At 64.2% G+C, this 26,597-nt stretch carries 22 protein-coding genes; 12 read left to right on the top strand and 10 right to left on the bottom strand.

Annotated elements, in window-relative coordinates; translation table 11 throughout:
- Positions 1 to 51: 51 nt before the first annotated feature.
- Both A3CW_RS0106230 and hpnN read right to left on the bottom strand, forming a co-directional pair.
- Positions 52 to 1,125, bottom strand: coding sequence for an MlaA family lipoprotein (locus tag A3CW_RS0106230; protein WP_028202790.1), 1,074 nt, complete (start codon positions 1,123 to 1,125; stop codon positions 52 to 54).
- On the bottom strand, positions 1,122 to 3,749 hold the full coding sequence (hpnN, locus tag A3CW_RS0106225; RefSeq protein ID WP_028202789.1) for a hopanoid transporter HpnN: 2,628 nt from the start codon (positions 3,747 to 3,749) through the stop codon (positions 1,122 to 1,124). The genes A3CW_RS0106230 and hpnN overlap by 4 nt, the downstream gene beginning before the upstream one ends.
- A 242-nt stretch (positions 3,750 to 3,991) precedes the next feature.
- Between hpnN and A3CW_RS0106220 the strand changes: the two genes are divergently transcribed.
- Positions 3,992 to 4,600, top strand: a complete 609-nt coding sequence (locus tag A3CW_RS0106220; protein WP_028202788.1) for an MlaC/ttg2D family ABC transporter substrate-binding protein — start codon at positions 3,992 to 3,994, stop codon at positions 4,598 to 4,600.
- 67 nt (positions 4,601 to 4,667) lie between these two features.
- Here the strand turns inward: A3CW_RS0106220 and A3CW_RS0106215 are convergent, their stop codons facing one another.
- Both A3CW_RS0106215 and A3CW_RS0106210 read right to left on the bottom strand, forming a co-directional pair.
- The gene (locus tag A3CW_RS0106215; protein ID WP_035512466.1) at positions 4,668 to 5,333 is read right to left on the bottom strand and encodes a response regulator; all 666 of its coding nucleotides are present in this window, start codon (positions 5,331 to 5,333) and stop codon (positions 4,668 to 4,670) included.
- 2 nt (positions 5,334 to 5,335) lie between these two features.
- Complete coding sequence (locus tag A3CW_RS0106210; RefSeq protein ID WP_028202786.1) at positions 5,336 to 6,829, bottom strand: cache domain-containing protein; 1,494 nt, start codon at positions 6,827 to 6,829, stop codon at positions 5,336 to 5,338.
- A gap of 326 nt (positions 6,830 to 7,155) precedes the next feature.
- On the opposite strand from A3CW_RS0106210, the gene A3CW_RS0106205 reads away from it, so the two are divergent.
- The 6 genes from A3CW_RS0106205 to A3CW_RS52250 all read left to right on the top strand — a co-directional run bounded on the left by A3CW_RS0106205 (position 7,156) and on the right by A3CW_RS52250 (position 15,454).
- On the top strand, positions 7,156 to 9,243 hold the full coding sequence (locus A3CW_RS0106205) for a carbon starvation CstA family protein (RefSeq protein WP_028202785.1): 2,088 nt from the start codon (positions 7,156 to 7,158) through the stop codon (positions 9,241 to 9,243).
- A gap of 26 nt (positions 9,244 to 9,269) precedes the next feature.
- Entirely contained in the window at positions 9,270 to 9,476 is a 207-nt protein-coding gene (locus tag A3CW_RS0106200; protein ID WP_028202784.1) for a YbdD/YjiX family protein, read from the top strand.
- 287 nt (positions 9,477 to 9,763) lie between these two features.
- Positions 9,764 to 11,737, top strand: coding sequence for an SMP-30/gluconolactonase/LRE family protein (locus A3CW_RS0106195; RefSeq protein ID WP_028202783.1), 1,974 nt, complete (start codon positions 9,764 to 9,766; stop codon positions 11,735 to 11,737).
- 111 nt (positions 11,738 to 11,848) lie between these two features.
- Entirely contained in the window at positions 11,849 to 12,358 is a 510-nt protein-coding gene (locus tag A3CW_RS45430; protein WP_051481257.1) for a hypothetical protein, read from the top strand.
- 224 nt (positions 12,359 to 12,582) lie between these two features.
- Positions 12,583 to 14,823 (top strand): M23 family metallopeptidase, encoded by a 2,241-nt coding sequence (locus tag A3CW_RS0106180; protein WP_028202782.1) that lies wholly within the window; start codon positions 12,583 to 12,585, stop codon positions 14,821 to 14,823.
- A 7-nt stretch (positions 14,824 to 14,830) separates the two neighbouring features.
- Positions 14,831 to 15,454 carry a hypothetical protein gene (locus A3CW_RS52250; protein ID WP_154677868.1) on the top strand — a complete coding sequence of 208 codons (624 nt, stop codon included), beginning with the start codon at positions 14,831 to 14,833 and terminating at the stop codon, positions 15,452 to 15,454.
- A 445-nt stretch (positions 15,455 to 15,899) separates the two neighbouring features.
- Here A3CW_RS52250 and hpnH read toward each other — a convergent pair whose 3' ends face one another.
- Together hpnH and ispH are read right to left on the bottom strand one after the other, a co-directional pair.
- Positions 15,900 to 17,051, bottom strand: a complete 1,152-nt coding sequence (gene hpnH, locus A3CW_RS0106170; protein WP_028202781.1) for an adenosyl-hopene transferase HpnH — start codon at positions 17,049 to 17,051, stop codon at positions 15,900 to 15,902.
- 12 nt (positions 17,052 to 17,063) lie between these two features.
- Positions 17,064 to 18,008, bottom strand: coding sequence for a 4-hydroxy-3-methylbut-2-enyl diphosphate reductase (ispH, locus tag A3CW_RS0106165; protein WP_028202780.1), 945 nt, complete (start codon positions 18,006 to 18,008; stop codon positions 17,064 to 17,066).
- 409 nt (positions 18,009 to 18,417) lie between these two features.
- Here ispH and hpnC point away from each other — a divergent pair, with 409 nt between their 5' ends.
- Positions 18,418 to 19,287, top strand: a complete 870-nt coding sequence (hpnC, locus tag A3CW_RS0106160; RefSeq protein WP_028202779.1) for a squalene synthase HpnC — start codon at positions 18,418 to 18,420, stop codon at positions 19,285 to 19,287.
- Positions 19,284 to 20,462 (top strand): glycosyltransferase, encoded by a 1,179-nt coding sequence (locus tag A3CW_RS0106155; RefSeq protein WP_028202778.1) that lies wholly within the window; start codon positions 19,284 to 19,286, stop codon positions 20,460 to 20,462. Before hpnC ends, A3CW_RS0106155 begins: the two co-directional genes overlap by 4 nt.
- Positions 20,463 to 20,543: 81 nt before the next feature.
- Here the strand turns inward: A3CW_RS0106155 and A3CW_RS0106150 are convergent, their stop codons facing one another.
- Both A3CW_RS0106150 and hpnA read right to left on the bottom strand, forming a co-directional pair.
- The gene (locus A3CW_RS0106150; RefSeq protein WP_028202777.1) at positions 20,544 to 21,176 is read right to left on the bottom strand and encodes a hypothetical protein; all 633 of its coding nucleotides are present in this window, start codon (positions 21,174 to 21,176) and stop codon (positions 20,544 to 20,546) included.
- Between the two features lie 109 nt (positions 21,177 to 21,285).
- Positions 21,286 to 22,308 carry a hopanoid-associated sugar epimerase gene (hpnA, locus tag A3CW_RS0106145; protein ID WP_028202776.1) on the bottom strand — a complete coding sequence of 341 codons (1,023 nt, stop codon included), beginning with the start codon at positions 22,306 to 22,308 and terminating at the stop codon, positions 21,286 to 21,288.
- Between the two features lie 128 nt (positions 22,309 to 22,436).
- Here hpnA and A3CW_RS0106140 point away from each other — a divergent pair, with 128 nt between their 5' ends.
- The gene (locus A3CW_RS0106140) at positions 22,437 to 22,733 is read left to right on the top strand and encodes an acylphosphatase (protein WP_028202775.1); all 297 of its coding nucleotides are present in this window, start codon (positions 22,437 to 22,439) and stop codon (positions 22,731 to 22,733) included.
- A gap of 66 nt (positions 22,734 to 22,799) precedes the next feature.
- On the opposite strand, the gene egtD is transcribed toward A3CW_RS0106140, so the two are convergent.
- A complete protein-coding gene (gene egtD / locus A3CW_RS45425) occupies positions 22,800 to 23,804 on the bottom strand; it encodes an L-histidine N(alpha)-methyltransferase (protein ID WP_051481256.1) in 1,005 nt (334 codons plus the stop codon).
- Between the two features lie 465 nt (positions 23,805 to 24,269).
- Between egtD and rarD the strand changes: the two genes are divergently transcribed.
- Entirely contained in the window at positions 24,270 to 25,163 is an 894-nt protein-coding gene (gene rarD / locus A3CW_RS0106130; protein ID WP_028202774.1) for an EamA family transporter RarD, read from the top strand.
- 18 nt (positions 25,164 to 25,181) lie between these two features.
- On the opposite strand, the gene A3CW_RS0106125 is transcribed toward rarD, so the two are convergent.
- Complete coding sequence (locus A3CW_RS0106125) at positions 25,182 to 25,721, bottom strand: Mpo1 family 2-hydroxy fatty acid dioxygenase (protein ID WP_028202773.1); 540 nt, start codon at positions 25,719 to 25,721, stop codon at positions 25,182 to 25,184.
- Between the two features lie 115 nt (positions 25,722 to 25,836).
- Between A3CW_RS0106125 and A3CW_RS0106120 the strand changes: the two genes are divergently transcribed.
- Positions 25,837 to 26,565, top strand: a complete 729-nt coding sequence (locus A3CW_RS0106120; RefSeq protein ID WP_028202772.1) for a Crp/Fnr family transcriptional regulator — start codon at positions 25,837 to 25,839, stop codon at positions 26,563 to 26,565.
- Positions 26,566 to 26,597 lie beyond the last annotated feature (32 nt).

The raw sequence follows: 26,597 nt of genomic DNA, 5'->3' as shown, positions 1-26,597 counted from the left end.
TTTTGCGTTCAGACGCCGCCGGCCCGCAAACGGGGGGGCGCTATGTTGCTTTCAGGGCGCCGACGCAGGCTTCGCTGGCACCGCCGTCCCGCCCGAAGCCGCGACAGGCGCCGATGCCGTCGCCGGTGCGGAAGCGGCCGCCGCTGCCGCGACACCCGCCGTGCCGGCCGCCGCAGCCGCACCCGGACCCGCGCCCGCCGCGGCCGCACCCGTCGCCGCCGCGCCGCTCGCAGCAGCCCCGGTAGCGCCCGCCGCGCTCCCCTCGCCCGGATCCTCGTAATTCGGCAGACCATTGTTCGAAGCGCCGGGGGCGGCCGCGCCACCCGCGCCGCCGGCACCGCCCGACTCGCCTGGGTCCTCGTAATTGGGGGCCCCGTTCTCGTTCGGTGTCTCGTCGCCGCCCGGTTCGCCGTAGTTGGGCAGCGGCGCATTGTTGCCACGCGAGCCGCGAATCAGCGATTCGCGCTGCTGGCGATAGGCGTCGCGCACGAACGAATACGGGTCGAGCGCGGCCTGCTTGAGGAGGTCGGTTGCGCCGAGCAGGTCCGCGCGCGCGCTGATGAACTGCGCGAGATACATCGGGTTGCGCACCGCCGGCTCGAAGTAGTTGATAACGTTGAACTTCACGTCCACGGCCATGCCGATGCCGTCGCGCACCGAACTGGGCCCGAACAGCGGCAGCACGAGATACGGGCCGGCCGGCATGCCGTAGTGGCCCATCGTGAGGCCGAAGTCCTGATGATGCTTGGGCAGCCCGGCCGCCGTCGCGAAGTCGATCAAGCCGCCCAGACCGAAGGTCGTGTTCATCGCGATGCGCATCAGATCCTCGACGGCGTCGGTGATCTTCAGCTGCAGCACGTTGTTCGCAAAGTTGTCGACGTCTCCGATGTTCGAGAAGAAGTTCGTGATCGCCTGGCGCAGCGGCTGCGGCGTCACCTTTTGGTAGCCCTTGGCGACCGGCTGCGCGATGTAGGTGTCGAGTTTGTCGTTGAACGTGAAAATTGCGCGATTCGCGGGCTCGAACGGATCGCCCGGTTTGCGGTCGGGGCCCGTGGCGCAACCCGACGTCACGAGGAGCGCCAGGCCCGCCGCCGCCATGGTGAGCGCGGCTTGATTCTTCTTCATTGGTCGATCCCCTGAGTTTCCGATCTCTGGCGCTTTGCGCGCGGCTTGCCCATCAGCACCGGCTGGAACACCACGGCGCCTATCAGCGTACAAAACAAGGACAGTGCGAGCAGCTTGCCCATGCTCGACGTGCCCGGATGATGCGATAGCCACAGACTTCCGAACGCCGTGGCCGTGGTCGCGGCGGAAAAAAGCACCGCGTGTGTGAGGCTCGAATGCAGGAGGCCGGTTTGCCCCGCGCGCCAGGCCATCACGAAGTAGATTTTGAACGCGACGCCGACGCCGAGCATCAGGGGAAGCGCGATGATGTTGGCGAAATTTAGCTGAATTCCGAAGACGACGCACAGTTCGAGCGTGACGAGCGCCGATACCAGCAGAGGAATGAGCGTGCGCAGCACGTCGCCGAAATTGCGCAGCGTGATCCAGAGCAGCGCCGTGATGAGCAGCACCGACCACCCCGCTGCCTGGAAGAACGCGAGGATGATCACGTTCGCCGAGTGCAGGATCGAGATCGGGCCGCCGATCGCGTTCGGCTCCGCCGCCTTCACCGCGTGTGCGAAGCGCGCGAGCATCACGTCGTCGTTGGAATCGACGCCCGGCGGCACGCGCGGCGCGATGTCCACGATTGCCTGGCCGGTCGGCGCCACCCAGTCGCGTGCCATCTCGGGCGGCAGGTTTTCACGCGTGATTTCCGAGGGCTGCAACAGGCGCGCGAGCTGCGCAAAGGCGAGCTTGAGCGTGAGGCTGAAAGCGGTTTCCGCGCGGTCGCGCGTGGCCGGGCTCGCGTTCGCGAGCTTCGCGAGCGAGTCGGACAGATGCTGCGCCTCGGCCGCGCCCGGCCCCGGATGGTCGCTTGCGGCGAGCGAGAGCTGGTTGGCCGCGCGCTTGAGCGTCTGCACACGCACTTCGTCGGTCACGGGCGAGGACGGCTGCTGCGTGAGCGCGGGCAGAAGCTGCTGCGCGGCGCTCGAGATCAGCATGAGCTTTTGCTGCTGATCGTCGGGAATCAGCGAACTGAGCGTGGTGGCTCGCGCCACGTCCGGCAGCTTCGAGAGCCGCGCGGCGATCTTGTCGGCTTCTTCGAGCGACGGCGCGAGCACGCTCACGTCGTTGATCGAGATGACCGGCGAGTTCTTGAGTGCGAGCAGCGTCGCCATCGACTCGGTATGCGGATCCTTAAGATGCAGCGGATTGAAGTCGAAGCGCAGATGCAGCAGCAAGGGCGTCGCGCCCACCACGATGATGAGCGTGGTGATCAGCACCGGCTTGCGATGCTCGGCGAGCCATTTGTCGACGGGCGCGAGGAACGCGAAGCCCGGCGAGGCGCGCTCGCCCCTGGGATTGAACACGCGGATGAGCGCCGGCAGCACCGTCATGTTGCAGACGTACGCTACGAACATGCCCACGCCCGCGATCTGCCCGAGCTCCGAGAGGCCCTTGTAGGCGGTCGGCAGGAACGAAAAGAAACTTTCGGCCACGGCGATGGCCGCGAGCGTGAGCGGCACGCCGATGGTGCGCGCCGTCTTGAGAAGCGCGGCGTCGAGCCGCTCGTCCTGAAAGCGCTCCTCGCGATACTTCACGCCGAACTGCACGCCGAAATCGACGCCTAGCCCCACGAACAGCACCATGAACGCGACCGAGAGCATGTTGAACGAGCCGATCATCATGAGGCCGAGCGCGGCCGTGATGACGAGACCGATCACGAGCGTGATGAGCGTTGCGCCGATCAGCTTGCCCGAGCGCAGCGCGAGCCACAGGATGACGAGCACGACGACGAGCGTGATCACGCCGTTGAGCGCGGCGCCGTCCTGCACCGAGGCGAACTCGTCGTCGGCGAGCGGCTGTTCGCCCGTGAGGCGCACGCGCGCGCCGAATTCGCTGTCGAGATGAAGCGAGGCGGCGGTCGCGCGGATCGCCTCCGACGCGTTCGCGCCCGCCTTGAGCGCGGCGAAATTGAGCACCGGCTGCACGGTGATGAACGCGAAGGCGGGCTTCGTGGCCGAGTCCTTGTCGACGAGCGCGCGCCACGAGAACGCCGCGGGCTTGCCAGCGAGCACCTCGTCGACCACGGTGGCGGCGCTGCCAAGCAGATTCGCCATTTGCGGCAACTTGATCTGGCCGATCGTGAGCGGCAGTTGCAGCGTGGTCGTGAGCGTGCCGGCCAGACCCGCGAGACTCGGGTCCTTCGCGAGCTGGTTCACGAGCGGGCGCGCCTGCACGAGCTGGCCCGTGGTCGAGAGCACGGTGGCCGTGGACGGAAAGAGCAGGCCGTTGTGCTGGAAGAACGGGCCGCCCGCAGGCTGTGAGACGGCGCTGAATTCGCGCGAGTCGGCCTTGAGCGCTTGCGCGAGCTTGTCGGCGGCGGCGTCGGCGAGCTCGGGCGCGTCGGCTTCGACGACCACGAGCAGCGAGCTCGCGCGCTGCGGGAACGCCTTGTCCTTGGCTTCGCTCAACGCGGCCCATTGGGCTGTGTTCTCGACGAGACCGCTGACGTCGGTATTGATCTTGAAATGCTTCACGACGTACACGCCGGAGAGCACGGCAAGCACGATCGCGAGTGTGATCACCCACGCCGCGCGGCGCACCGACCAGGCGACGAGGCTAATGATGAATGGCTTCAGCATACAGGCGAGGGGGCCCTGTCAATTAGGTTCTTTGACGCGAAACGCACAAGTATACCGGCCCCGCCCGTCCCGGCGCGGGTCATGCACACCTGGGCTCAGGCGGCGCCCCGGCAGCGCATCTGCCAAAGCCGTTATACTGGCTCAGCCGGCGGCGCGACGGTTACGTGATTGCACTTGCACTTAACCGCACGCACTGAGTCGCACTGTACCGGCGCCTGAATTTCACTGTTCCAGAAGAGCGTATGAAACGTTACCTGACCGCATTTTTCGTCGCCGCCTGTTTCACGGGCGCTTCGGGCGCCGCGTTCGCGCAGACCACGCCGGACGCCATCGTCAAGGCCGCCGTGGAAGGCACCGTCAAGGCGATGCAGGCCGACCCGCAGTCACGCGGCGGTGACATGAGCAAGATCACCCAGGTGGTCGAGACCCATTTCGTTCCCGCCACCGACTTCAAACGCACCACGCGGATCGCCGTTGGCAAACCCTGGGCGACGGCTACGCCCGAACAGCAGCAGAAGCTGTATGAGCAATTTCAACTCCTGCTCGTAAAGACCTACGCCTCGTCGCTCTCGCAACTTCGCGATACCCAGGTGACCTTCAAGTTCGCCCCCTCGAACACGGGTGGGGGCGCGAAAGACACCGTGGTGCAGTCGCATGTGATCAGCAACGGCGGCGACGACGCCATCGACTACCGTCTCACGCAAACGCCCAACGGCTGGAAGATTTACGACATCAACATGATGGGTGCGTGGCTGATCCAGGTCTACCAGACGCAATTCGCCGACCAGATCGCCAAGGGCGGCATCGACGGCCTCATCAAGTTCCTCGTCGACCACAACGCGCGCAGCTGATCGTCGTTCAGTGGTTGCACACGCACTGTGACTTTGCGGGCGCTCCGGGTAAGCCGGAGCGCCCGTTTCACTTTCTGCGGTGCTCCACCGCGAACTTGATCAACTCCGCCTGGCCTTCGATCTCCAGCTTGCGCTTGAGGTTGAGCCGGTGCGTTTCCACCGTGCGCACCGAAAGCCCCTCGCGCTGCGCGATCTGCTTGCTCGAGAGTCCTTGCGCGAGCGCGTCGAGAATGTCGCGCTCGCGCGGCGTGAGACGCTCGACGGGCGTGCTGCGCACCGACGCCTGGATCATGCGCGCACTCAAGCCCGCGCTGAAATACGTGCGCCCGGCCAGCACCGCCTCGATCGCGCGGATGATCTCGGTGGCCGGCGAGTCCTTGAGCACATAGCCGCTCGCGCCCGCGCGCACCGCCTCGGTCACATATTCGACGTTGTCGTGCATCGACAGCATCAACACGCGGATGGCCGGAAAGCGCTCGTGGAAAATGCCCGCGAGCGCGATGCCGTTCACGCCGGCCATACCCACGTCCATCAGCACGAGATCGGGTTCGAGCGACGCGGCGAGCGCGATGGCCTCGTCGGCGTTGCCCGCTTCGCCTGCCACCTCGAAACCCGGCACGGCTTCGAGCCGTGCGCGCAGGCCGTCGCGCACGAGCGGATGGTCGTCCACGAGGACGAGGCGCGCGGGCCTGGCACCGGGGCTGGTCGAATCGTTCACGTTTGCATTCGTCATCGTCATGTCGGCGTTCCTGATACAGCGGCGGCTCTGGATGCTGCATTGGACGCCGCATTCGACGCAACAGGCACCCACGCGGTGACGAGCGTATGGCCAGGCTGCGAGGTGATGTCGAGGCGGCCGCCCAGCGCCTCCAGGCGCTCGCGCATGTTGCGCAGGCCCAGACCCGCGCGCGGGTCAGCCAGCGCGTGCGCCACGTCGAAGCCGCGGCCGTTGTCGGCAATGCCGAGTGTCACGCCGCTCGCGGCGACCTCGAGCGTGAGCGCGGCGCGCGCTGCTTGCGCGTGCCGCACGATGTTGGTGAGCGCTTCCTGCGCAATGCGAAAGAGCACGGTGTTGACGGCGTCCGGCAGCGCGGGCACCGGCGCCTTGCGGCTCGCCGGCTTCGGCGCGGTTTGCGTGAAGGCGATCTCGATGCCCGTCTGCTCGGCCATCTCGCGCGTGAGCTGCTCCAGCGCGGCGGCGAGGCCCAGGTCGTCGAGCATCGAGGGGCGCAGGGCGTGCGAGATGCTGCGCACTTCGCGCAGCGTGTCGGAAAGCCGCGAGAGGCCGGTGGCGAGCGACGCTTCGGCGGCAGGCACGCGCGTTTCGCCGCGCTCGAAGCGAGCCAGCGCCGACTCCAGCAGCAGCTTCACCGAAACGAGCATCTGGCTGATGCCGTCGTGCAGTTCGCGCGAGAGCCGCGCCCGCTCCTGCTCCTGCGACTCGACCACCTGCTGCGCGAGGCGTTTGAGTTTGGCATCGGTGCTGCGGTGCTCGCTCACGTTGAGCACGAGCGCACCGAGCGCGATCACGAGCACGCCCGCGAGTGCGATCACGCCGAGCCACTGAATGGTGTGCTCGATATTCGCGGAGGCGCGCTCGTCGATGTGCGCGAGCGTCGAATCGACGTCGTCGAGATAGATACCGGTGCCGATCATCCAGCCCCAGCGCGGCAGCGGCACGACATAGCCGAGCTTGGGTGCGAGCTTGCCCGTGGACGGCCGGTGCCACATATAGCGCACGTAGCCGCCGCCGCGCTGGGCTGCGGCAATCAGTTGCTGGATCGTGAGCGCGCCCTGCGGGTCGCGCAGGTTCCAGAGATCCTGGCCGACGAGCGCGGGCTCGCGCGGATGCATGAGCGTGCGTCCGTGCATGTCGTAGACGAAGAAGTAGCCGTCGGGGCCGAAGTCCATCTTCTGCAGCACGGCTAGCGCGGCCAGCTGGCGGTCGGCTTCGCTCTCGAGCGCGGGCAACGCGGCGCTGGCGTTTTCCTCGGGCGCGTAGAGCGGCGCGATGGCGCTCGTGGCCAGCTCCACGTAATGGCGCAGCTCGATCTCCTTGCTCGACAGATAGGCGCTCTGCATGGTCGCGTGCTGCGTTTGCGCGAGCTGCGTGGCCTGCTGGCGCACGCCGATCCCGATGCCGGCAATGGCGGCGAGGAACGGCACGACCGCGAGCAGGAAGATTTTCGTCTTCAGGCGGCGGTCGGCGAAGAAAAATGGGGCGGGCATGACGGTGTTCGGAAGCTGAGTCTACAAGCATAACCGGGCGCGCGCGGCGCAGGCGCCAAATTCACTCGCCGCGCAAGAGGGTGCCCTTGCGCGGTGGGACGATTGTCGTTGCGTGCGCAACGAACTGTTGCCTTCCCTACGTAGTTCTACGTAGCGCGCTTACGTAGTTGTCCGGTTGTGGCTGACGGTCTGAAAGCGAATACTACCGCCCACGACATGGCGCAATGCGTCATGCATGCGCCGCCCTCGCCACGATGCTGTGGACGGCGCGCGAGGGTCCGGTTCCGATGCCGGACACAAAGCTAAAAACACAATGGAGACACCGCATGAATCGGACATCCAGTTTTGTCGTCTGGACGCTGGTCGCGCTGCTTGGCGCGTTCGCGTTCGGCACCATCGCGCTCGCGCACGGCGAGCGCATCAGCGCACTGTGGATTGTGATCTGCGCCGTGTGCGTCTATCTGATCGCGTATCGTTTCTATAGCCGCTTCATCGCGAGCACGGTTCTGCAGCTGGACGGCCTGCGCATGACGCCGGCCGTGCGCCACAACGACGGGCTCGACTTCGTGCCCACCAACAAATACGTGCTGTTCGGCCATCACTTCGCGGCGATTGCGGGCGCGGGTCCGCTCGTGGGCCCGGTGCTGGCCGCGCAGATGGGCTACATGCCCGGCATGCTCTGGATTCTCGCGGGCGTGGTGTTTGCGGGCGCCGTGCAGGACTTCGTGGTGCTGTTCCTCTCCACGCGCCGCGACGGCCGCTCGCTGGGCGACCTCGTGAAGATGGAGCTCGGCCCGGTGCCCGGCGTGATCGCGCTGTTCGGCACCTTCCTCATCATGATCATCATTCTCGCGGTGCTCGCGCTGATCGTGGTGAAGGCGCTCACGAACTCGCCGTGGGGCACGTTCACGGTGGCCGCGACGATTCCCATCGCGATCTTCATGGGCCTGTACGTGCGCTACATCCGCCCGGGCAAGATCGGGGAAATCTCGATCATCGGTTTCGTCCTGCTGATGGCTTCCATCGCCTTCGGCCAGCACGTGCACGATTCGCCCACGCTGGCAGCCTGGTTCACGTTCACGGGCACGCAGCTCACCTGGATCCTGATCGGCTATGGCTTTGTCGCTTCGGTGCTGCCGGTGTGGCTGCTGCTCGCGCCGCGCGACTACCTCTCGACGTTCCTCAAGATCGGCACGATTCTCGCGCTCGCGATCGGCATTCTGATTGTCGCGCCGGAACTGAAGATGCCGGCCTTCACGAAGTTCATCGACGGCACGGGCCCGGTCTGGTCGGGCAACCTGTTCCCGTTCCTCTTCATCACGATCGCGTGCGGCTCGGTGTCGGGCTTCCATGCGCTGATCTCGTCGGGCACGACGCCCAAGCTGCTCGATAACGAAACCAACGCGCGCTTCATCGGTTACGGCGCGATGCTGATGGAATCGTTCGTCGCGATCATGGCGCTCGTGGCCGCCTCGGTGATCGAGCCGGGCGTGTACTTCGCGATGAACGCGCCGCTCGCCGTGCTTGGCACGACGCCGGACGCCGTCGCCCAAACCGTGGGTCACTGGGGCTTCGTGCTCACGCCGGAGATGCTCACGCACACCGCGCAGGCCGTGGGCGAAACGACCATCGTCGCGCGCGCAGGCGGCGCGCCGACCCTGGCCGTGGGCATGGCGCAGATCCTGCACCAGGTGGTGGGCGGCGAGGCGATGATGGCGTTCTGGTATCACTTCGCTATCTTGTTCGAAGCGCTCTTCATCCTGACCGCCGTCGACGCGGGCACGCGCGCGGGCCGTTTCATGCTGCAAGATTTGCTCGGCACATTCCACCCGTCGCTCAAGCGCACGGAATCGCTGCCCGCAAACCTGATCGCCACGGGCTTGTGCGTGGCCGCATGGGGCTACTTCCTCTATCAAGGCGTGGTCGATCCGCTTGGCGGCATCAATACGCTGTGGCCGCTCTTCGGCATCTCGAACCAGATGCTCGCCGGTATCGCGCTCATGCTCGCCACCGTCGTGCTCTTCAAGATGAAGCGCGAGAAGTTCGCATGGGTCACGGCACTTCCCACGGTGTGGCTCCTCATCTGCACGCTCACGGCGGGCTGGCAAAAGATTTTCGACAGCAACCCGAAGGTGAGCTTCGTCGCGCACGCACAGAAGCTCTCGGCGGCGATCGCGGATGGCAAGATCGTCGCGCCCGCGAAGTCGCTCGAGCAGATGCAGCGCATGGTCTTCAACGACTACGTCGATGCCGCGCTCTCGGGCCTGTTCATCTTCGTCGTGGTGAGCATCGTCGTATATGGCCTGATCGCGATTGCGCGTGCGCGCCGCATCGACCGTCCGACCGTGCAGGAAACGCCGTATCAGGCGATGCCGGCTGGCGGCGCGGCGGCCGTGACGAATCGCGTGCATTGAATCGACGTTACTGAACGGAGCACATCATGTTCTCGGGACTTCGCGACAACGTACAGACAGCCGGGCGCTATCTCGGCCAGGCCATGCGCTTGATGGTCGGTTTGCCGGACTACGAGGGCTACGTCGCGCATGCGCGCGAGACGCATCCCGACCGCCCGGTCATGACCTACGAGGAGTTTTTCCGCGAGCGGCAAAACGCCCGCTATGGGTCGGGTGCAGGGAAGTGCTGCTAACGCGCGACTGAGCGGATACGTTCAGCACGAGGCGCGACGGCGAAGGCCGTCGCGCCTTTTTTACGCCTGTAATCTTCGCGGCTCGGCGTTCGCTCAAAAAGCACTCAATTCTTGCAGTGCGGCTGCCGTTAACTTTGACGAAGTTCCACACCAGTTCGACGCATGACGCCGCGCGCGGCGGCGCGCACGGATTCGAATCGTCGGGAATCAGACTACGCGTTTGCCGCGTGGTCAGCACCGCATCTTCAACCGTTGCACCGTAAGGTGTACGAATCAAAGAATCTTTCATGATCTTGCATCGAATCGGCGCAGCCTGGCTGGCCGCCGCTCTCACCGCGACGGTTACGCCCGTTTGCGAAGCGCAATACACCACCGACTGGATTGCGAACACCTATGGCACCAACGCGACGCACGTGGGCAATGTGGCCCGCTCGATGTGGGTCGCGCCCGAAGGCATCATCTACACGTCGTCGATGTGGGATGAAAACGAAGGCGGCGTGGCGATCTACCAGAACGGCCAGAGCCTCGGCTCGATCGGCGGGCATGGCGACTTCCAGGGCGGCGCGATCACGGGCAACGCGACTTCGCTGTTCGTCGCGATGCAGTACAACGCCACGTATGGCAGCGGCAACGTCGGGCGCTACAACCGCACGAGCGGCGCGCGCGACCTGTTGATCGCCGTGAGCGCCGATACAACCGAAAAGCTCGCCGATGTCATCACCGGACTCGCGACCTCCGGCTCGCTGCTCTACGTGAGCGATTTCCCAGGCAACCGCGTGCGCGTGTACACCACGGACGGCGTCTGGCAACGCGATATCGGCGTGGCGGGCCCGGGCGCGCTGACGCTCGACGCGGGCGGCAACCTCTGGGTCGCCCAGAAGAGCGCGGGCGCCGTGCTCGAATTCAGCGCCGGTGGCCAGCTCCTGAACACGATCCAGCTGGCGTCCTCGGCGCGGCCGTCGTCGCTGTATTTCGATTCGCAGACCTCGCAGTTGATGATCGGCGACTCGGGTCCCGACATGAACATCAAGACCTTCAGCGTAGCGGGCACGCCGTCGCAAACCGGCACGTTCGGCGTGCTGGGCGGCTATCTCGACACGACCACGGGCATCAAGGGGCAGGTGGGCGACAAGCGCTTTACGCGCGTGGTCGGCATCGGCAAGGATTCCGCGGGCACGCTGTACGTGCTGAACAATCCGTGGGGCGGCTCGTGGGACCTCGGCCGCAACGGCGGCACCGATCTGCAGGCTTACGACGGCACCGGCACGCTGCGCTGGAAGCTTCAGTCGCTCAATTTCGAAGGCAATGCGGCACCGGATCCGGGCACCGATGGCGCGCTGTTCTACGGCGGCATGAACCTCTATTCGGGCACGGCCGGCGGCACCTTCGTGGCCAACACCATCGACCCCATCACGTATCCGTCCGACCCGCGCATCAATCTCGCCGACACCGCGCGCGGCGAGCATTTCGCGCAGGTGGCGAGCGTGGGTGGCCAGCGCATTCTCGTGGCGGCCGGCCAGAACCCCGATACGTTCTACTTCTTCCACTTCAATGCGGCGAGCGGCTATATCGCCATTCCGGACTACACGCTGCCGGGATCGGCGTTCAATACGACGGCCCCGGTGCGCAACGGCTTTTGTCTCGACAGCAAGGGCGACCTGTGGGTCGGCCTCGACAAGACCAACGTCATTTCCCACTACCCGCTGACCGGCTTCGACTCGACCGGCAAGCCGCTCTGGGGCGCCGCGATCACCACGCCGATTCCCGCCACGATCTCGCGGCTCACCCGCATCGTCTATCTGCCCGAAAGCGACACGATGATACTCACGGGTGAGGACGCGAGCATTGCCGACTGGACGGCGGTCGGCACGCGCGTCGAGGTGTATCACGGCTGGCTCGCCGGCAATACGAGCGCACCGAATCCGGTGATCACGCTCACGAGTGCGAATCCCAAATCGATTGCGGCCGCTGGAAACTATCTGTTCGTGGGCTACGTGCACACCGTGCCGAACATCGATGCGTTCAACCTCACCACGGGCGCGATCGACACGACGCTCATCAACAGCAACTCGAACGCGGTGTACGTGGGCAACGACGTGGATTCGATGTACGGCCTGCGCGCGTATCGGCGCTCGACGGGCGAGTATGTCGTGACGAAGGACAACTACAACGCTTCTAGCGCGGTGGTGTACCGGTGGACGCCGGCGGCGGCGAGCACGACCACGGCGAATGCAACGGTGTCGCCGTTCAGCGCGAAGTGAGGAATGAGATGTGCTGAAGCTACGGGTGTCAAAACTTGTCCTGGAAGACATCATGGGCGAGCGTATCAGTGCACTGAAGTCGCGCGGCGCGTGGATTGCCACGTAAGGCAGGTGCGCCGTGCACTTGCCAGGGGCGCGCTTGTACGTGGCGCGGATGGACTGATCAACGCTTCACTGGTCGGCTCGGCGTGGCGTAAGCCGAACCGGCGCACGCTGGCGAAAGCGCTCACTGAGCCGGGTTCAACGGATACACTCGGCCATGCCGCGCACGAAGTTGAGAAGCTCCGCCAGGCTGCGAAGCGTATCGCTGAATCGTCGCCGGACCTGCTCACGCTCCCGGACGCAATCGCCTGGAAGGAAAGCTATCTTGCCCTGCTGCGCCAGCTTGAATACGAGCAACGTTCTGGCAGGCTGATCGAACTGGCGTTCGCGGAAGATGTTGTGTTCCAGCTTTTCCGCGAGCAACGCAACGCGTGGATTCGCTGGCTGTCGAAGGTCGCGCCGTTCATCGCCGCCGCGTTCGACGCTGATGTTGACGAGGTGGCCGCGCTACTCGCTGAACATGTCTCTCAACAGCTTCGCGAACTCGGCGAGCTGGTGCCGGACTTTAGCGAGGGCTGACGCACCGGGGCGCGTGACTTCAACCGAATCGCATCGCGGTCGAGGCGCGGCGGCACTACGCGCGCAATCGGCGCTCAAAGAAAAGGCACGCTGCTCGTTGCCGCTCGGTCGAGGTGACAAATACTGTCAACAAATTCAGCCTTGTCCCATTGCTTCCGATTTCCTGTGCGCGCTAGTGTTGGCTAGGGTCATCCACACCAAACAAACAGGAACGCGAATCTGCAATGATTATCAGCCCGCCTTTTCTGCCGCAACTGGACCCGTCAAAGCTGGACGCCGCTAAACCGGACCCGATGATGGATGCAGTTGATGAATTTGAACTCTTTCATGGCATCTACCCGATAGCCTTCGACCGACGCTGGCATTGCGGAGTGCATCTAGGCCCCGATTTCCACGGGCCGGTTTATGCTATCGCGGACGGTGAGGTGGTCGCATACCGTGTTTGCCAGCACGCTATTGACGATGGCGACAGCAATGCAGGGTTCGTGTTGCTAAAGCATTCGACTGAGACGGGCGATGGTCGTGCGCTCACGTTCTATTCGCTCTATATGCACCTTCTGCCGCTCGCTGAGTATCAGTCGTTTGGCTATGACGGAAAGCGCGTGCCAGAATTCCTGCGTATGCCGACCGGCAGGGTCTCGAAGGGGCAAATCGAGCCCGCGACGGCGGGCAGCGGAAAAAAGATCCGACGTAAGGACAACCTGGGCTTTCTCGGACGGTATCAAGGCCTGACGTATCTGCACTTCGAAATTTTCATGACGGCGAGGGATTTCGACGCATACTTCGGCCGCACGCAACTCGGCATTAACGCGCCTACGACGCCGACTACATCCGATTGCTGGGGACATACCTATTTCGCCATTCCCGCTGGTCAGCAGTTCTATAAGCAACCGCCCGGAACAGGCGCAGACAATAAGCTGAATGGCATCGAGTTCAAGCCCGGACAAACGGACACGAATAATCTTCCATTGGTTGTAGAGACATATTTCAACAAGGGCGCGAAATATACCAATGTGTGGAGCGTCGCTGACAACGGCGCGCGAATGCTGCTAACCCCGCAGCCTATCGAGGAAATGGACTATGAGTACGACCTGTATCGACGCGCTACAGCTCTCTATGTTAACGGTCCAAGCGATGGATATGAGATGCTGCGTTTCGGGCGCTGCCTTTCCTCGACCGCAGTCCAGCCAACGTGGGTAAGCGTGACCTACGCTAGCAATAAGCAGGGCTACATCAATATCAGCAACGGCAACGTCAAAAAACTGTCCGACGCGGATTTCCCGTTCTTCATGAGTTGGCAAAAGATCACCGAAGGCAACACGCCGTTTAGCAGTGACGGGTTATGCGATATCGACGTGTTGAAGAGGTTGGTCAAGGACGCATTGGATAAACAGCACGCTCCGTCGGGAACAGAAACGACCGAAAGCCAGAAGGCAGACGCGCTTTCAGGCTACGTGAAGGGCAACGATCTGGTACGCCAGCAACTGCGCGGTTTCATTTGCAATGCGCCCAGCGAATGGGATAGTACACACAACGAGCAACGCTATGTCAGGTTACTCGATGAAGGCGGATTCTATCACCGCAACAAACCCGGCTATGAAAGGTTTCTTAAGTTCCTTACGGAAATTCAGTTTTGGGACAAGACCGGACTGCCCGCTGGACAAAATCTCTGGTTCTTCCATCCTCTCGCGTTCATTCGGCATTTCAGGAAATGCGGGTGGCTGAGTAAAGACGAAACTGCACGCTGCATTCGTCGAACTATCAGAGACAAAGGAAGGGAAGTCGTCGAGATAACCCACGCCACGATGATTAATCGGCTCACTAATGCTACTGCAAAAAGGCCGGAAAACTTAAATCTGGCTTTCCACGAAACAACGAGAAAGTATGGAATATCAGCGAGCAACCTGCGCCTTGCTCACTTATTCGGGCAATTGACGGCAGAAACGGGCCGGTTGGAATTCATGGTCGAGGGGGATGGCGGCAACTCTACATACTTCATGAAGTATGAGCCTAACCAGCCGCAAGGCATCTTGCTTGGCAACACTGCCGAAGGTGACGGAGCTAGATTCAAAGGGCGTGGGCTGATTCAGCTGACCGGGCGGCCAAATTACACAGACTATGGCACATTTCGTCAAAAAACGTTTACTACCGATGACGCAGCCGAACTAATTCGAACTGATGCACATTACACATGCGATGCATCAGGGTGGTATTGGATATCCAAACAACGATTGAAAACAATCTTGGACGCTGCCACCCACAAGAGAAAAACCGTTGCGCTAGGAAAGCAGTCAATCAACTATTGGGCTGACCAAGGGTTTGAACAAGAGGCAGTTTTGCAAGTTACAAAATGCATAAACCCAGCTGGGTTACATCTCGATTGGCGGACCCAAGGCTTTCTTTGCGCATTCTATCAACTCAATGATGATACGGATCCCAATAACGACTTTAAGCCCGTGGAGTAGTAAGCAGATGAACAAGATTTTGATGGCGGGACTTTTTGCGTTCTTTGGCTGGATGACTATCAGCAGCGCTTACGCAGTCGAAGGACAAAGTGTAGCCAAGGAAAATTGTCACGTCTCGTTCACGGCTCCTGCTTTTCTAGAGTACGTTGAAATCCCTGACGACATATATCTCGGGAATACGGTCTGCCATCTCCCGTTTACGTTTACTGGACCGCTCAAGTGGAAACACGGCGATACGCCGGGATTGCTGGAGGAATGGCGAGCGTTGACGGATTTTTCAGTCACCATCGAGCGCCTTCCATTGACAGAGGCCTTGAAAAAGATTGAAGCACCTGACGGAGGCGCGCAGTCCGGTCGCTTTACACTAATATCAAAAAAACAAACGAAACTCTCTTCGGGCGATCTATACACATTAACTTTCAATGCAACGAAACCAATGAAAAGTACGAGAAGTCTTGAAACTAACGCGCTGACTATCTTTGTGCTTGGAGACGGGAAATACTCGGCTACGTTCTATGCATATCCTTGGGGGAAAGACCCCAAACGGCTAATGAGGCAGCGCGCCTATCAGGACCTATTCTCATCGTTTAGCTTCTTGCCTGAGTGTCAAGCAAAAGACAATCAACCATGAAAATGGCATCGCCTTGTTGCCATTGACGAGCCTCGCAGCTGTGCATGGCAGCGGATGTCTCCAATTGACGCGGGCTCAACTCGATTGGCCGCTATTTGCATACGTGGGCTGCCCACGCTTCCATCATCAGGCGGCGCAATTCCTGCAAGGCCAGATGGACGTATTCCAGACGCAGATTCATGGTGTCTCTCGGGTTCCAGGGCATGAACGGTTCCAGACGATTCACTCGCCCGAAGTGTTACCCATGTCCCCGCACACCTGTTACCCATGTCTCCGGTCCATACACCACTGCAAAGAAAAGTAGGTGCCGCCTCGCACAGGGGCAACGCTTGCACACCGACGCGAAAACAAGCAAACCACCAAACCACAAAAAACAAAAAAGGGCGCGACGGCACAAAACCGTCACACCCTTTTCCACCATCCGCGCGAAGCGGAAAACACCGCTTTAGCTAGCCGCGACCGTAACCGGCTTCTTGGTCTTGGCCGAGTTCTTGATCTCTTCGAGCTTGATCTCGACGTGACGCGAGAACACGTACTCAGCCGGACGCGCGCCTTCCAGCGGGATGTCCTTCGCGAACGCGCCCGTCGTGCGCGGGCCCGAGAGGGCGATGCGCGCGGCCTTGAGCGGATGTGCGACGGTGTCCATCACGGCGGTGGCTTCGAAGCCGCAGTGGACCATGCAGTCCGCGCACTTCTCGTACTTGCCCGTGCCGTACTTGTCCCAGTCGGTCGTTTCCATCAGTTCCTTGAAGGTCTTCACGTAACCTTCGCCGACCAGATAGCACGGCTTTTGCCAGCCGAACACCGTGCGCGCCGGGTTGCCCCACGGCGTGCACTGGTAGCTCTGGTTGCCGGCCAGGAAGTCGAGGAACAGGCTCGACTGGCTGAACGACCACTTCTTGCCGTTGTTGCCGCGCTTGAAGATCTCGCGGAACAGGTTCTTGGTCTTGTCGCGGTTCAGGAAGTGCTGCTGGTCCGGGGCGCGCTCATACGCATAGCCCGGCGACACCGTGATGCCGTCCACGCCGATCTCGCCGACCGTGTCGAAGAACTTCGCCACGCGCTCGGGCACGGCGTCGTTGAACAGCGTGCAGTTGATGTTCACGCGGAAGCCGCGGCGCTTGGCTTCCTTGATGGCCGCGACGGCCTTGTCGTACACGCCTTCCTGCGAGACCGAGTGGTCGTGCGCTTCACGGTCGCCGTCAAGGTGCACCGACCAGACGAAGTACGGGTTCGGCTGGTAGTCGTCCATCTTCTTTTCCATGAGCAGCGCGTTCGTGCAGAGATACACGAACTTCTTGCGCGCCATGATGCCCTTGACGATCTGCGGCATTTCCTTGTGCAGGAGCGGCTCGCCGCCTGCGATGGAAACGACCGGCGCGCCGCACTCATCGACGGCTTCGAGACATTCTTCCAGCGACAGGCGCTGGTTCAGGATCGGATCCGGATAGTCGATCTTGCCGCAGCCATTGCAGGCGAGATTGCAGCGGAACAGCGGCTCGAGCATGAGCGCGAGCGGATAGCGTTTGTTGCCGCTGAAATGCTGGCGGAAGATATATGAACCAACGCGGACTTTTTGTAGCAGCGGAATAGACAAAACGTGTCCTCCTTAAACTTCGCGCGCGACGAGCGGTTGCAAGAGCTTCGACGGCAGCTTGAATTCGACTTTTTCTTCACGGCCCGCCATCGTCGACACCTCGACAGGCCCCAACGCGCGCAGCGCGTCAATGACGTTCTCAACCATTTCTTCAGGCGCCGATGCGCCGGCCGTGATGCCGACCGTTTGCACATTGGCGAACCACTCGGCCTTCACTTCCGAGCCGTCGGCGACGAGATAGCTCGGCACACCCGTTTCGCTGCCGATCTCGCGCAGACGATTCGAGTTCGAACTGTTCGTCGCGCCAACGACGAGCAGAACGTCCACCTGATCAGACAGTTCGCGCACCGCTGCCTGGCGGTTCTGCGTCGCGTAGCAGATGTCGCGCGTGTCCGGACCGACGATGTCGGAGAACCGCGCGAGCAGCGCGTCGATGATGCCGCGCGTGTCGTCCACCGAAAGCGTGGTTTGCGTCACATACGCGAGCGGTGCATCGAGCGGCAGATCGAGCTTCGAAACATCGGCTTCGCTCTGCACGAGCAGCACGGTGCCGGGAATCTGGCCGATCGTACCTTCCACTTCAGGGTGACCGGCATGGCCGATCAGGATCAGCGTGCGGCCCGCCGCGACGTACTGGCGGCCCTGCACATGAACCTTCGTGACGAGCGGGCAGGTGGCGTCGAGCACGTCGAGGTCGCGTTCCTCGGCGGCGCGTTCCACGGTCTTGGCCACGCCGTGGGCGCTGAAAATCGCCACGGCGCCTTCCGGCACTTCGTCGAGCTCTTCCACGAAACGCGCGCCCTTGTTGCGCAGGTTTTCGACCACGTGACGGTTGTGGACGATTTCATGGCGCACGTAGACGGGCGCGCCGTGTTTCTGCAGTGCGCGATCGACGATTTCGATAGCGCGGACAACCCCCGCGCAAAAGCCGCGGGGTTGGGCAAGGATCACTCGCATAGGGTGGCGAACTCCGACTGCCGCACAAGGCGAGCAAGTCGGTAAAAATGACCTGATCGCCGGCGGCTGTCTATTATTAAAGATGCAAAAATCCGCCAAAGCGGTGACGGAGTCAAAACCAGACGCGCATTTTAACCCCTTCGCCTTTCGTTTGCTGTGTGGACCACTCGCGGGTGCGGCGTGCGCGCGACGGCGCAGCCCGGTCAGCGCCCCAATTTATCTCGAAAAGCCCGCTGCGTGGCGCTCCCACGGCCTGCGCAACGCGCGCCGCGCACGCTGCGCAGCATGGCGCCCGAAGCCGGCGTCCGGGCGTTGCGCGGTGCAACATACTCCGGGAACCCTTAAAATATAGCGTCTTGCGGGTCGCCTGGATGGCACCCGGGGATACGACCCCATTCTGGACGCCTTGATGGAACCCGACCACTACGACGATTTTCCGGTAGCGCGCGTATTGCTGCCGAAGGCGCTGCGCGCGCCTGTCGGCGTGATCTACCACGTCGCGCGCACGCTCGACGACATCGCGGACGAAGGCGACTGGAGCCCGGAGCAACGCCACACGCGTCTCGCCGATTTTCGCGAAGGCCTGAACGCCGTGGCCGAAGGCCGGCCCGCGCGCGTGCACCCCATGCTGTTCGCGCAGCTCGCGGAGGTGGTGCGCGAGTGCCGCCTGCCGCTCGCGCCGTTTTACGACCTCGTCGCGGCGTTCGATCAGGATATCGACACGACGCGCTATGCCGACCGCTTCGAGCTGCTGGACTTTTGCCGGCGCTCGGCGAACCCGGTCGGCCATCTGATGCTGCATCTGATCCACGCAGCAACGCCCGAGAATCTGGCCGATTCCGACGCGATCTGCACCGCCTTGCAGCTCGTCACCTTCTTGCAGGACGTGAGCGCCGACTGGGCGCGCGGCCGCATTTACCTGCCGCTCGCCGACCGCGAACGCTTTGGCGTGACCGAAGCGCAGATCGCCGCGGGCAGGGTGGACGACGCCTGGCGCGCGCTGATGGCGCACGAGGTGGCGCGCGCGCGGGCGCTGATGGTAAGCGGCGCGCCGCTCGCGCTGCGCGTGCCGGGGCGCTTCGGCCTCGAGCTGTGCAGCGTCGTGCATGGCGGACTGCGCGTGCTCGAAATCATCGAGCGCAGCGGCTACGATGTGTTTCGCGCGCGGCCCGCGCTGCGCGCACCCGACTGGGCCGTGGTGCTTCTGCGCACGGCGGCCATGTGGCTGTCGCGCCGCGTGGGCGTGCGCGCCCCTTCGATCGAGAGTAACAACGCATGACTACGACCATTCTGTTTGCCGTCTCCTGTCTCTCGCTGCTGATCTGGCTCGTGCTGCTGTTCGGGCGCGGCGGCTTCTGGCGCGCGCGCTCGGCCGAGCCGCTGCCGATCGTCGAGCCCGCGGCCGGCTGGCCTGCCGCATGTGCCGTGGTGCCGGCGCGCAACGAGGCCGACGCGATCGGCGAGGCCGTTAGCTCGCTGCTCCAGCAGGACTACGGCGGCGAGTTTCACGTGATCGTGATCGACGACCACAGCACCGACGGCACCGCTCAAGCCGCGCGCGCCGCCGCGCTCGCGCTGCAGTGCCCGGAAAAGCTCAGCGTGATTACGGCCAAGCCGCTGCCGGCGGGCTGGTCGGGCAAGGTGTGGGCGCAGTCGCAGGGCATCGAGGCGGTGCGCACGCTCAAGCTGCCCGCCGACTACCTGCTCCTTACCGACGCCGACATCGGCCATCCGCCCGAAGCGCTCGCGCAGCTCGTGGTGCGCGCGCAGGCCGAAGGCCGCGACCTCGTCTCGCTGATGGTGCGGCTGCGCTGCGATTCCTTCTGGGAAAAGGCGCTGATCCCGGCGTTCGTGTTCTTCTTCGCGAAGCTCTATCCGTTCTCGTGGGTTAACAACCCGAAAAACCGCACGGCGGCCGCGGCCGGCGGCTGCATGCTGGTGCGCCGCCAGGCGCTCGAAGAGGCGGGCGGCATCGAGTCGATCCGCGCCGAGCTGATCGACGACTGCAGCCTGGCCGCGCGCATCAAGCATCGCGGCGAAGGGCATCACCCGATCCGGCTCGACGTTGCCGCGAAGAGCGTGTCGCTGCGCCCGTACGATTCGTGGAAAGACATCTGGAACATGATCGCGCGCACGGCCTTCACGCAGCTGCATTACTCGGCGTGGCAGCTGGCGGGCACGCTGCTCGGCATGACGGTCATCTATCTCGCGCCTCCCGTGGTCGCGCTCGTGCTCGGGCCGCAGGGCTGGCCCGCGTGGATCGCCTGGGCGCTGATGTGCTGCGCCTACGCGCCCATGCTCGCCTACTACCGGCGCTCGCCGCTGTGGGCGCCGTTCCTGCCGCTCGTCGCGCTGTTCTACGTGGGCGCGACGTTCGCTTCGGCGTGGCGCTTCTGGCGCGGCAAGGGCGGTCAGTGGAAGGCGCGCGTGCAGGCGCCGGTGCAGGGGCGTTGAGGCGCTCGTAACCAGGCGCCGCGAATGGATAAAGCCGTCGGTTTCGACGGCTTTTCTATTTTGATGGTGTCCGCTCGCGCGTTAGCGCTGCGTGAGCAGCATGTACATCTGCACGACGATGTCGGGCGAGAACGTGAACGGCACCCAGCCGTGGCCCGTGTGCCGCAGCACCAGCAGGCGGTCGCCGCTCGATTGTTTCTGCACGGCCATCATCGGATTCTTCGTCGATGCGAAACGCCAGCCTTGCGGAATGCCGGGCGGCGGTTCGGGCTGCATCGAAGCGCGTGCGTTCGCCAGCTCCTCGATCATCTGGCCGACTTGCAGCGCGTTGAGCGTCACCGTCTGGCCGCCGATCGTCAGCGTGATCTCGTTTTGCGACGGGCGCGCCACGTGCAATTCGGGCTGCGCAGACGCAGCGTTGGCCGCCTCGGCAGCGGGTTCGATGGCTTCGGCAGTGTCGGTCACGGTTGCATTGGCGGCTTCAACGGGTTCTGCGGCAGCGGCGGCAACGGCACCATCCGCGGCCGTCTCGACGGCAACGGATTGCGGCTGCTCAGCGACGGCATGCTCCGCTTCGCTGCTTGCAACGGGAGATTCCTGCTGGGGAACTGCGGCGGCGCGTTCGTCGGCGCGCGGTGCGTGCGCGGCGGCGGCGGCCTGAAGGAGCTGATCGACGCCCGCTTCGAGCACGCCAATCTGGTCTTGAAGGTTCATGCGAGCTTCTCAGGTAAGACCCGCGATTTTAACCGTAGCTCGCGTGCATTGCCCTTCAGGCGTTGTATGCATGTCGCAAGAAAAGTTGTAACAGTTTCCTCAGTTTCGCTCATTTGGCGTTCAGATAGCCGGCCTCGCGGAACCACGCGAGCGCGTCTTTCAGGCCCTCGCGATACGGCCGCGCGCGATAACCCAGTTCGCGTTCCGCCTTCGCCGACGTGAAATACATCTTGTTTTTCGACATCTTGAGCGCATCGACGGTCACGAACGGCTCGCGCTTCGTGAAGCGCGCCACGGCTTCCGCGCCCATCGCGAGCGGGTAGAGCGGCCAGCGCGGCAACGCGATCGTGGGCGGCTTGCGGCCTACCATGCCGGCGATGTCGGTGAGCATCTGCTGCAGCGGCAGATTCTCGCCGCCGAGGATGTAGCGCTCGCCAATGCGCCCGCGTTCCAGCGCGAGGAAGTGGCCGTTCGCCACGTCGTCCACGTGCGCGAGGTTCAGGCCGGTGTCGACGAACGCGGGAATCTTGCCGGTGGCCGCTTCGACGATGATGCGGCCCGTGGGCGTGGGCTTTACGTCGCGCGGGCCGATCGGCGTGGACGGATTGACGATCACGGCGGGCAGGCCGTCGCGCTCGATCATGCGTTCCACGGCGCGCTCGGAAAGCACCTTGCTGCGCTTGTACACGCCAATGGCCTGTTCGGGTGTAAGCGGCGAGGTTTCGTCGGCGGAGTTGCCCGAACTCGTGACCTTGAGCGTGGCCACGCTGCTCGTGTAGACGATGCGCTCCACGCCCGCGTCGAGCGCCGCGCGCATGGTGGCTTCGGCGCCTTCGAGGTTGGCGCGCTCGATTTCGTGCGGATCGGGCGCCCACAGGCGGTAGTCGGCGGCTACGTGGAAGAGATAGCGTACGCCGTCGAGCGCACGGCGCATGGAGGCGGCGTCGCGCATGTCGCCGGTGACGATTTCGGCGTCGAGCGCTTCGAGGTTCGTGCGCGGGCTCGTCGCGCGCACCAGCACGCGCACGGCATAACCCTTTTCCTGCGCAATACGGGCGACGGCCGAGCCGACGAAGCCGGATGCGCCGGTGATCAGCACGAGATCGCGGTTGGCTCGGGAGGGGGCGGTCATTGCAGGGTCGTTTCCATGTTCGGTGTCGGCGCGGCGGCGTGGCACGGATTGTACGTGGCGCGGGCCCGGCGCGTGTGCGCGTTGGCGTCTACAATGCCGACCGTAAAGGATGCATGGAGAAACGAACAATGAGCGAACCGGATCTGGATACGCGCCTCGAAACGTACCATGTGCGCGTGCGCGGGACGGTGCAGGGCGTGGGTTTTCGTCATGCGACGGTGCGCCAGGCGCACGCGTTGCGCATTCGCGGCTACGTCGCGAACATGGAGGACGGCTCGGTCGAAGCCGTGATCCAGGGCACGGCGAACCAGGTGGACCGTATGCTTTCGTGGCTGCGCCACGGGCCGCCGGCCGCGCGCGTCAGTTCGGTGGAAAGCGAGGAGCGCGTCACCGAAAAACGTTACGAACGCTTCGAGCAGCATTAAACATCGCCCGATAAAAAAGCGGTGCGCCAGGCATCTGGCGCACCGCTTTTTCGTTTCGGACGCCGCTTACTTCACGGCCAGCAGGCTCTCCGCGAATCCCCATTCCTTTTCGACCCACTGACGCATGCATTCGAAGCCCGCATCGGCGGCGATCGCCGGAATTTCGTCGGCGTGATACTTGTGGCTGCTCTCGGTCCAGATCGTCTCGCCTGCGCCGATCTCGACGGTGAGATTGGCCGAGTGCACCTCGGCGTGCACGTCGCGCTTCGCGCGCAGATGCATCTCGATGCTGCGCACGTCGGGATTGAAGCGCGCGACGTGCTCGAAGTCGTGCAGGTCGAAGTCGGCGTCCAGCTCGCGGTTGATGCGCGACAGCAGGTTCAGGTTGAACGCGGCCGTGGCGCCGATGGCGTCGTCGTAGGCGGCGATCAGCGTGTCCACGGGTTTCACGAGGTCGGTGCCGAGCAGCAGCGTGTCGCCGGGGCGCAGCATCGCGCGGATGTCACGCAGGAAGCGCGTGGCCGCGAGGCGCGCGAAGTTGCCGATCGTGCTGCCGAGAAAGAGCACGAGCAGTTGCTCGCCCTCTTTGCGCTGGCGGCTCACTTCGGACAGTCCGGCGAGATAGTCGCGCTCGTAGCCGACGATCGAAATGCGCTCGATGTCGGCCAGCTCGCGCCGGCACAGCTGCAGCGCCGTGCGCGAAATCTCGATCGGGCAGTACGACGTCGGGCGCTTGCGGCAAAGCGCTTCGAGAATGCGGCGCGTCTTGCGGCCGCTGCCGCTGCCGAGTTCGGCGACTTTCACGTCGGAGGGCAGCGCCTCGACGATCTCGGACGCGTAGCGCGTGAGCAAGCGCTCTTCGCTGCGCGTGACGCCGTATTCGGGCAGCACGGTGATGACCTCGAAGAGGGCCGAGCCGACTTCGTCATACAGATACTTCGACGGCAGTTCCTTTTGCGGCGAGCGCGTCAAACCTGCGCGCACTTCGGCGGCAAATGTGCTGGCGGCGGGGGAAAGGGCAAATGCGCTGGCGGGGTCGGCAACGGCGGGGCGGGGCGCAGAAAGTGGCATGCGGGCTCCAGGGGGCGTTTGGCGTTGGGGACGGCGTCGTGAATCGAGGCGGCGGGCGTTGGCGTGGCGCTCCGGAATCAGCCCGGCGCAGCTCCAGCGGCCCCGGTGAAATCTCGCTCGTCGAAGCGGATTCCAGCCGCGAATTCCAGCCAGTCAAGGCGACGGCGGGCTGGCGGGGCAAGACTTACGTTCTAGTCCATCGTTGTGCGATCTGCCGGACAAAATTGCTTGGCCCGCACCAGGCCGGCGAGCGCGCACGGCGTGTGCCCGCCTTGTCCGGCGTGGCTTTGCGCCGCCTGGCGGCGTTAAAACGCGACTAGAATGCGGTCTCGCCGACGGTTTCGCCGGCCTGCACCTTATTCAATATCCAATTCACATGACAACGTTTTTACCCGCGCGCGCGAAATCTACGCGCCGCGCCGCTCGCGATCTCTGCGTTATCGCTTTCCGTCCGCGCGCATCCCGATGAACCAGTACGAACCGAGGCGCGGCATTGCGCTTTCCGTGGGCGCTTCGGCGCTGTTCGCGCTGATGTCGGCCTATACGCTCCTGCTCGCGCCGCTCGGCGGCCTCGATATTTTCGCGTGGCGCGTGATCTGGACCGCGCCCGGCGCGCTGGCCCTGCTGGTGCTGCGCAAGCGCGCGCCGCAGTTGCGCGCGCTCGTCGCGCGCATGGTGAAGGAGCCGCGCACCGCGCTCGCCCTGGTGGCGAGCGCCGCGCTGCTGGGCTCGCAGCTGTGGGTGTTTCTGTGGGCGCCGCTGCACGGGCGCATGCTGGAGGTGTCGCTCGGCTATTTCCTGCTGCCGCTCATCATGGTGCTGGTGGGGCGCTTTTACTATCACGAGCGCCTCGAACCGCTGCAATGGCTCGCCGTGGCGTGCGCCGCTGTGGGCGTGGCGCACGAGTTGTGGGCGACGCACGCGTTCTCGTGGCCCACGCTGCTCGTCGCGTTCGGCTATCCGCCGTATTTCGTGCTGCGCCGCAAGATTCACGCGGATTCGCTCGTCACCTTCGCCGTGGAAATGCTGCTGCTCGTGCCGGTGGCGGTGATCGAAGTGCGCGCGGGCGGCTCGCTCGCGCTGCTCGATGCGCACAAGTTCCTCGCCTTCGTGCTGCTGCCCGGACTCGGCGTGCTCAGCACCGTCGCGCTCGCCTCATACCTGAAGGCGAGCCGGCTTCTGCCGATGGCGCTCTTCGGCATCCTCGGCTATGTCGAGCCGGTGCTGCTCGTGATCGTTTCGGTCACGCTGCTGGGAGAGCACCTGGGCGTGCGCCAGCTCGGGACTTACGTGCCGATCTGGCTCGCCGTCGCGCTCACGGCAGTGCACGCGGCGCGGCTCATACGGTTCGAGCGCTGAGGACCGTTCAACGGCGGATTACTGCCGCGCTTCCCGGGCGCGCGGCGGATTGATGCGCGTCGGTCCCACCTTCGCCTCGATCGCCGCGCGCAGTTCCGGGCGCCAGCCGATGCTGAACAGCGCTTCGGCGAGCACGAAGAGCGGGCCGATCATGAGGCCGATGAGATCGTCGACGAAGGCCGGCTTGCGATGCTCCCACGCGATATGCCCGACGAACTGGAAGATCCAGCCGACCACGAACAGCGCCACGCCGCCGCCCAGCCACGCGGCGGTGCCTTGCTGCGCGAGCCAGGCGCCGAAGGCCACGCACGCGACGCAGACGAGCGCCATCATGAGGCCGAGCGGCACGTCCAGCACCAGGTAGTAGAGCGTCGCGGCGCCGAACAGGAGCCACGCGGGCGAGACGGGAACCGGCAGCCCGAGCGCGACCACCGGGCGCGAAAGCAGCACCGCAAGCGCGAGCACGATGAGCGGAATGCCGATGAAATGGGTGCCGATGTTGCGCGCGTCGCGGTGATAAGCCGCGTACTGGGTGAGTTGCTCGGTCAGGTTTCTCATGGGTGTCTCTGTGTCTCCAAAATCATTATGATCGTCGGGCTGACGAGCGCAAACCTTCGGCTAGCCGACAATTGCGCCGCATTGTGACTCGCCTGGCCCCGCTCACCCTGTCCCGATGACCTCACGTCCCATCCCGCCTGTCACCGCCAGTCCGCCGTCCGCCGCCGCGCTCGAGCGCAGCGCGTGGTTTCGCGGCGCGCCCGAACCGTTGCGCGACGCGCTGCGCGCGGCGGGGCGCGTGCGCACGCTGCAGGCGGGCGAGCGCCTCTTCATGCGCGGCGACGCCGACGACGGTCTCTACTGCGTGCTGGAAGGCGCGGTGCGCGTGGGGGCGGCGAGCGTCGCGGGCCGCGAGGCGCTGCTCGCCGTGGTCGGGCCGGCGCACTGGTTCGGCGAGATCGCGCTCTTCGACGGCGGCGCGCGCACGCACGACGCCTACGCCGAGCGCGACTCCACGCTCTTTCACGTGCCGCGCGCGGCGCTCGTGGCGCTGCTCGACGCAACGCCGGCATACTGGCACGCCTTTGGCCTGCTGCTCGCGCAGAAGCTGCGTCTCGCGTTCGACGCGATCGAGGAAACCGCGCTGCTGGGCGCTTCCGCGCGCGTGGCGCGCCGGTTGCTGCTGCTCTCGAACGAGTACGGCGAGGCGGCCGCCGCGCAAAGCGGGCAGCGCGCGCGCCGCGTGATCAACGTGCCGCAGGAGGATCTCGCGCTGATGCTCGCGCTCTCGCGGCAAACGGTGAACCAGATCCTGCGCCAGTTCGAGCGCGAGGGATGGCTTGCGTTGCGCTACGGCGAAATCGAGATCGTCGATGCCGCGGGTCTGGCGTCAAACGCGCAATGACGCTAAGGCCTCGGCATCCATGCACGTCCATA

It is taken from the genome of Paraburkholderia nodosa DSM 21604, assembly GCF_000519185.1.
GTDB lineage: Bacteria > Pseudomonadota > Gammaproteobacteria > Burkholderiales > Burkholderiaceae > Paraburkholderia > Paraburkholderia nodosa.
This window is presented reverse-complemented; position numbering and strand designations above follow the sequence as displayed.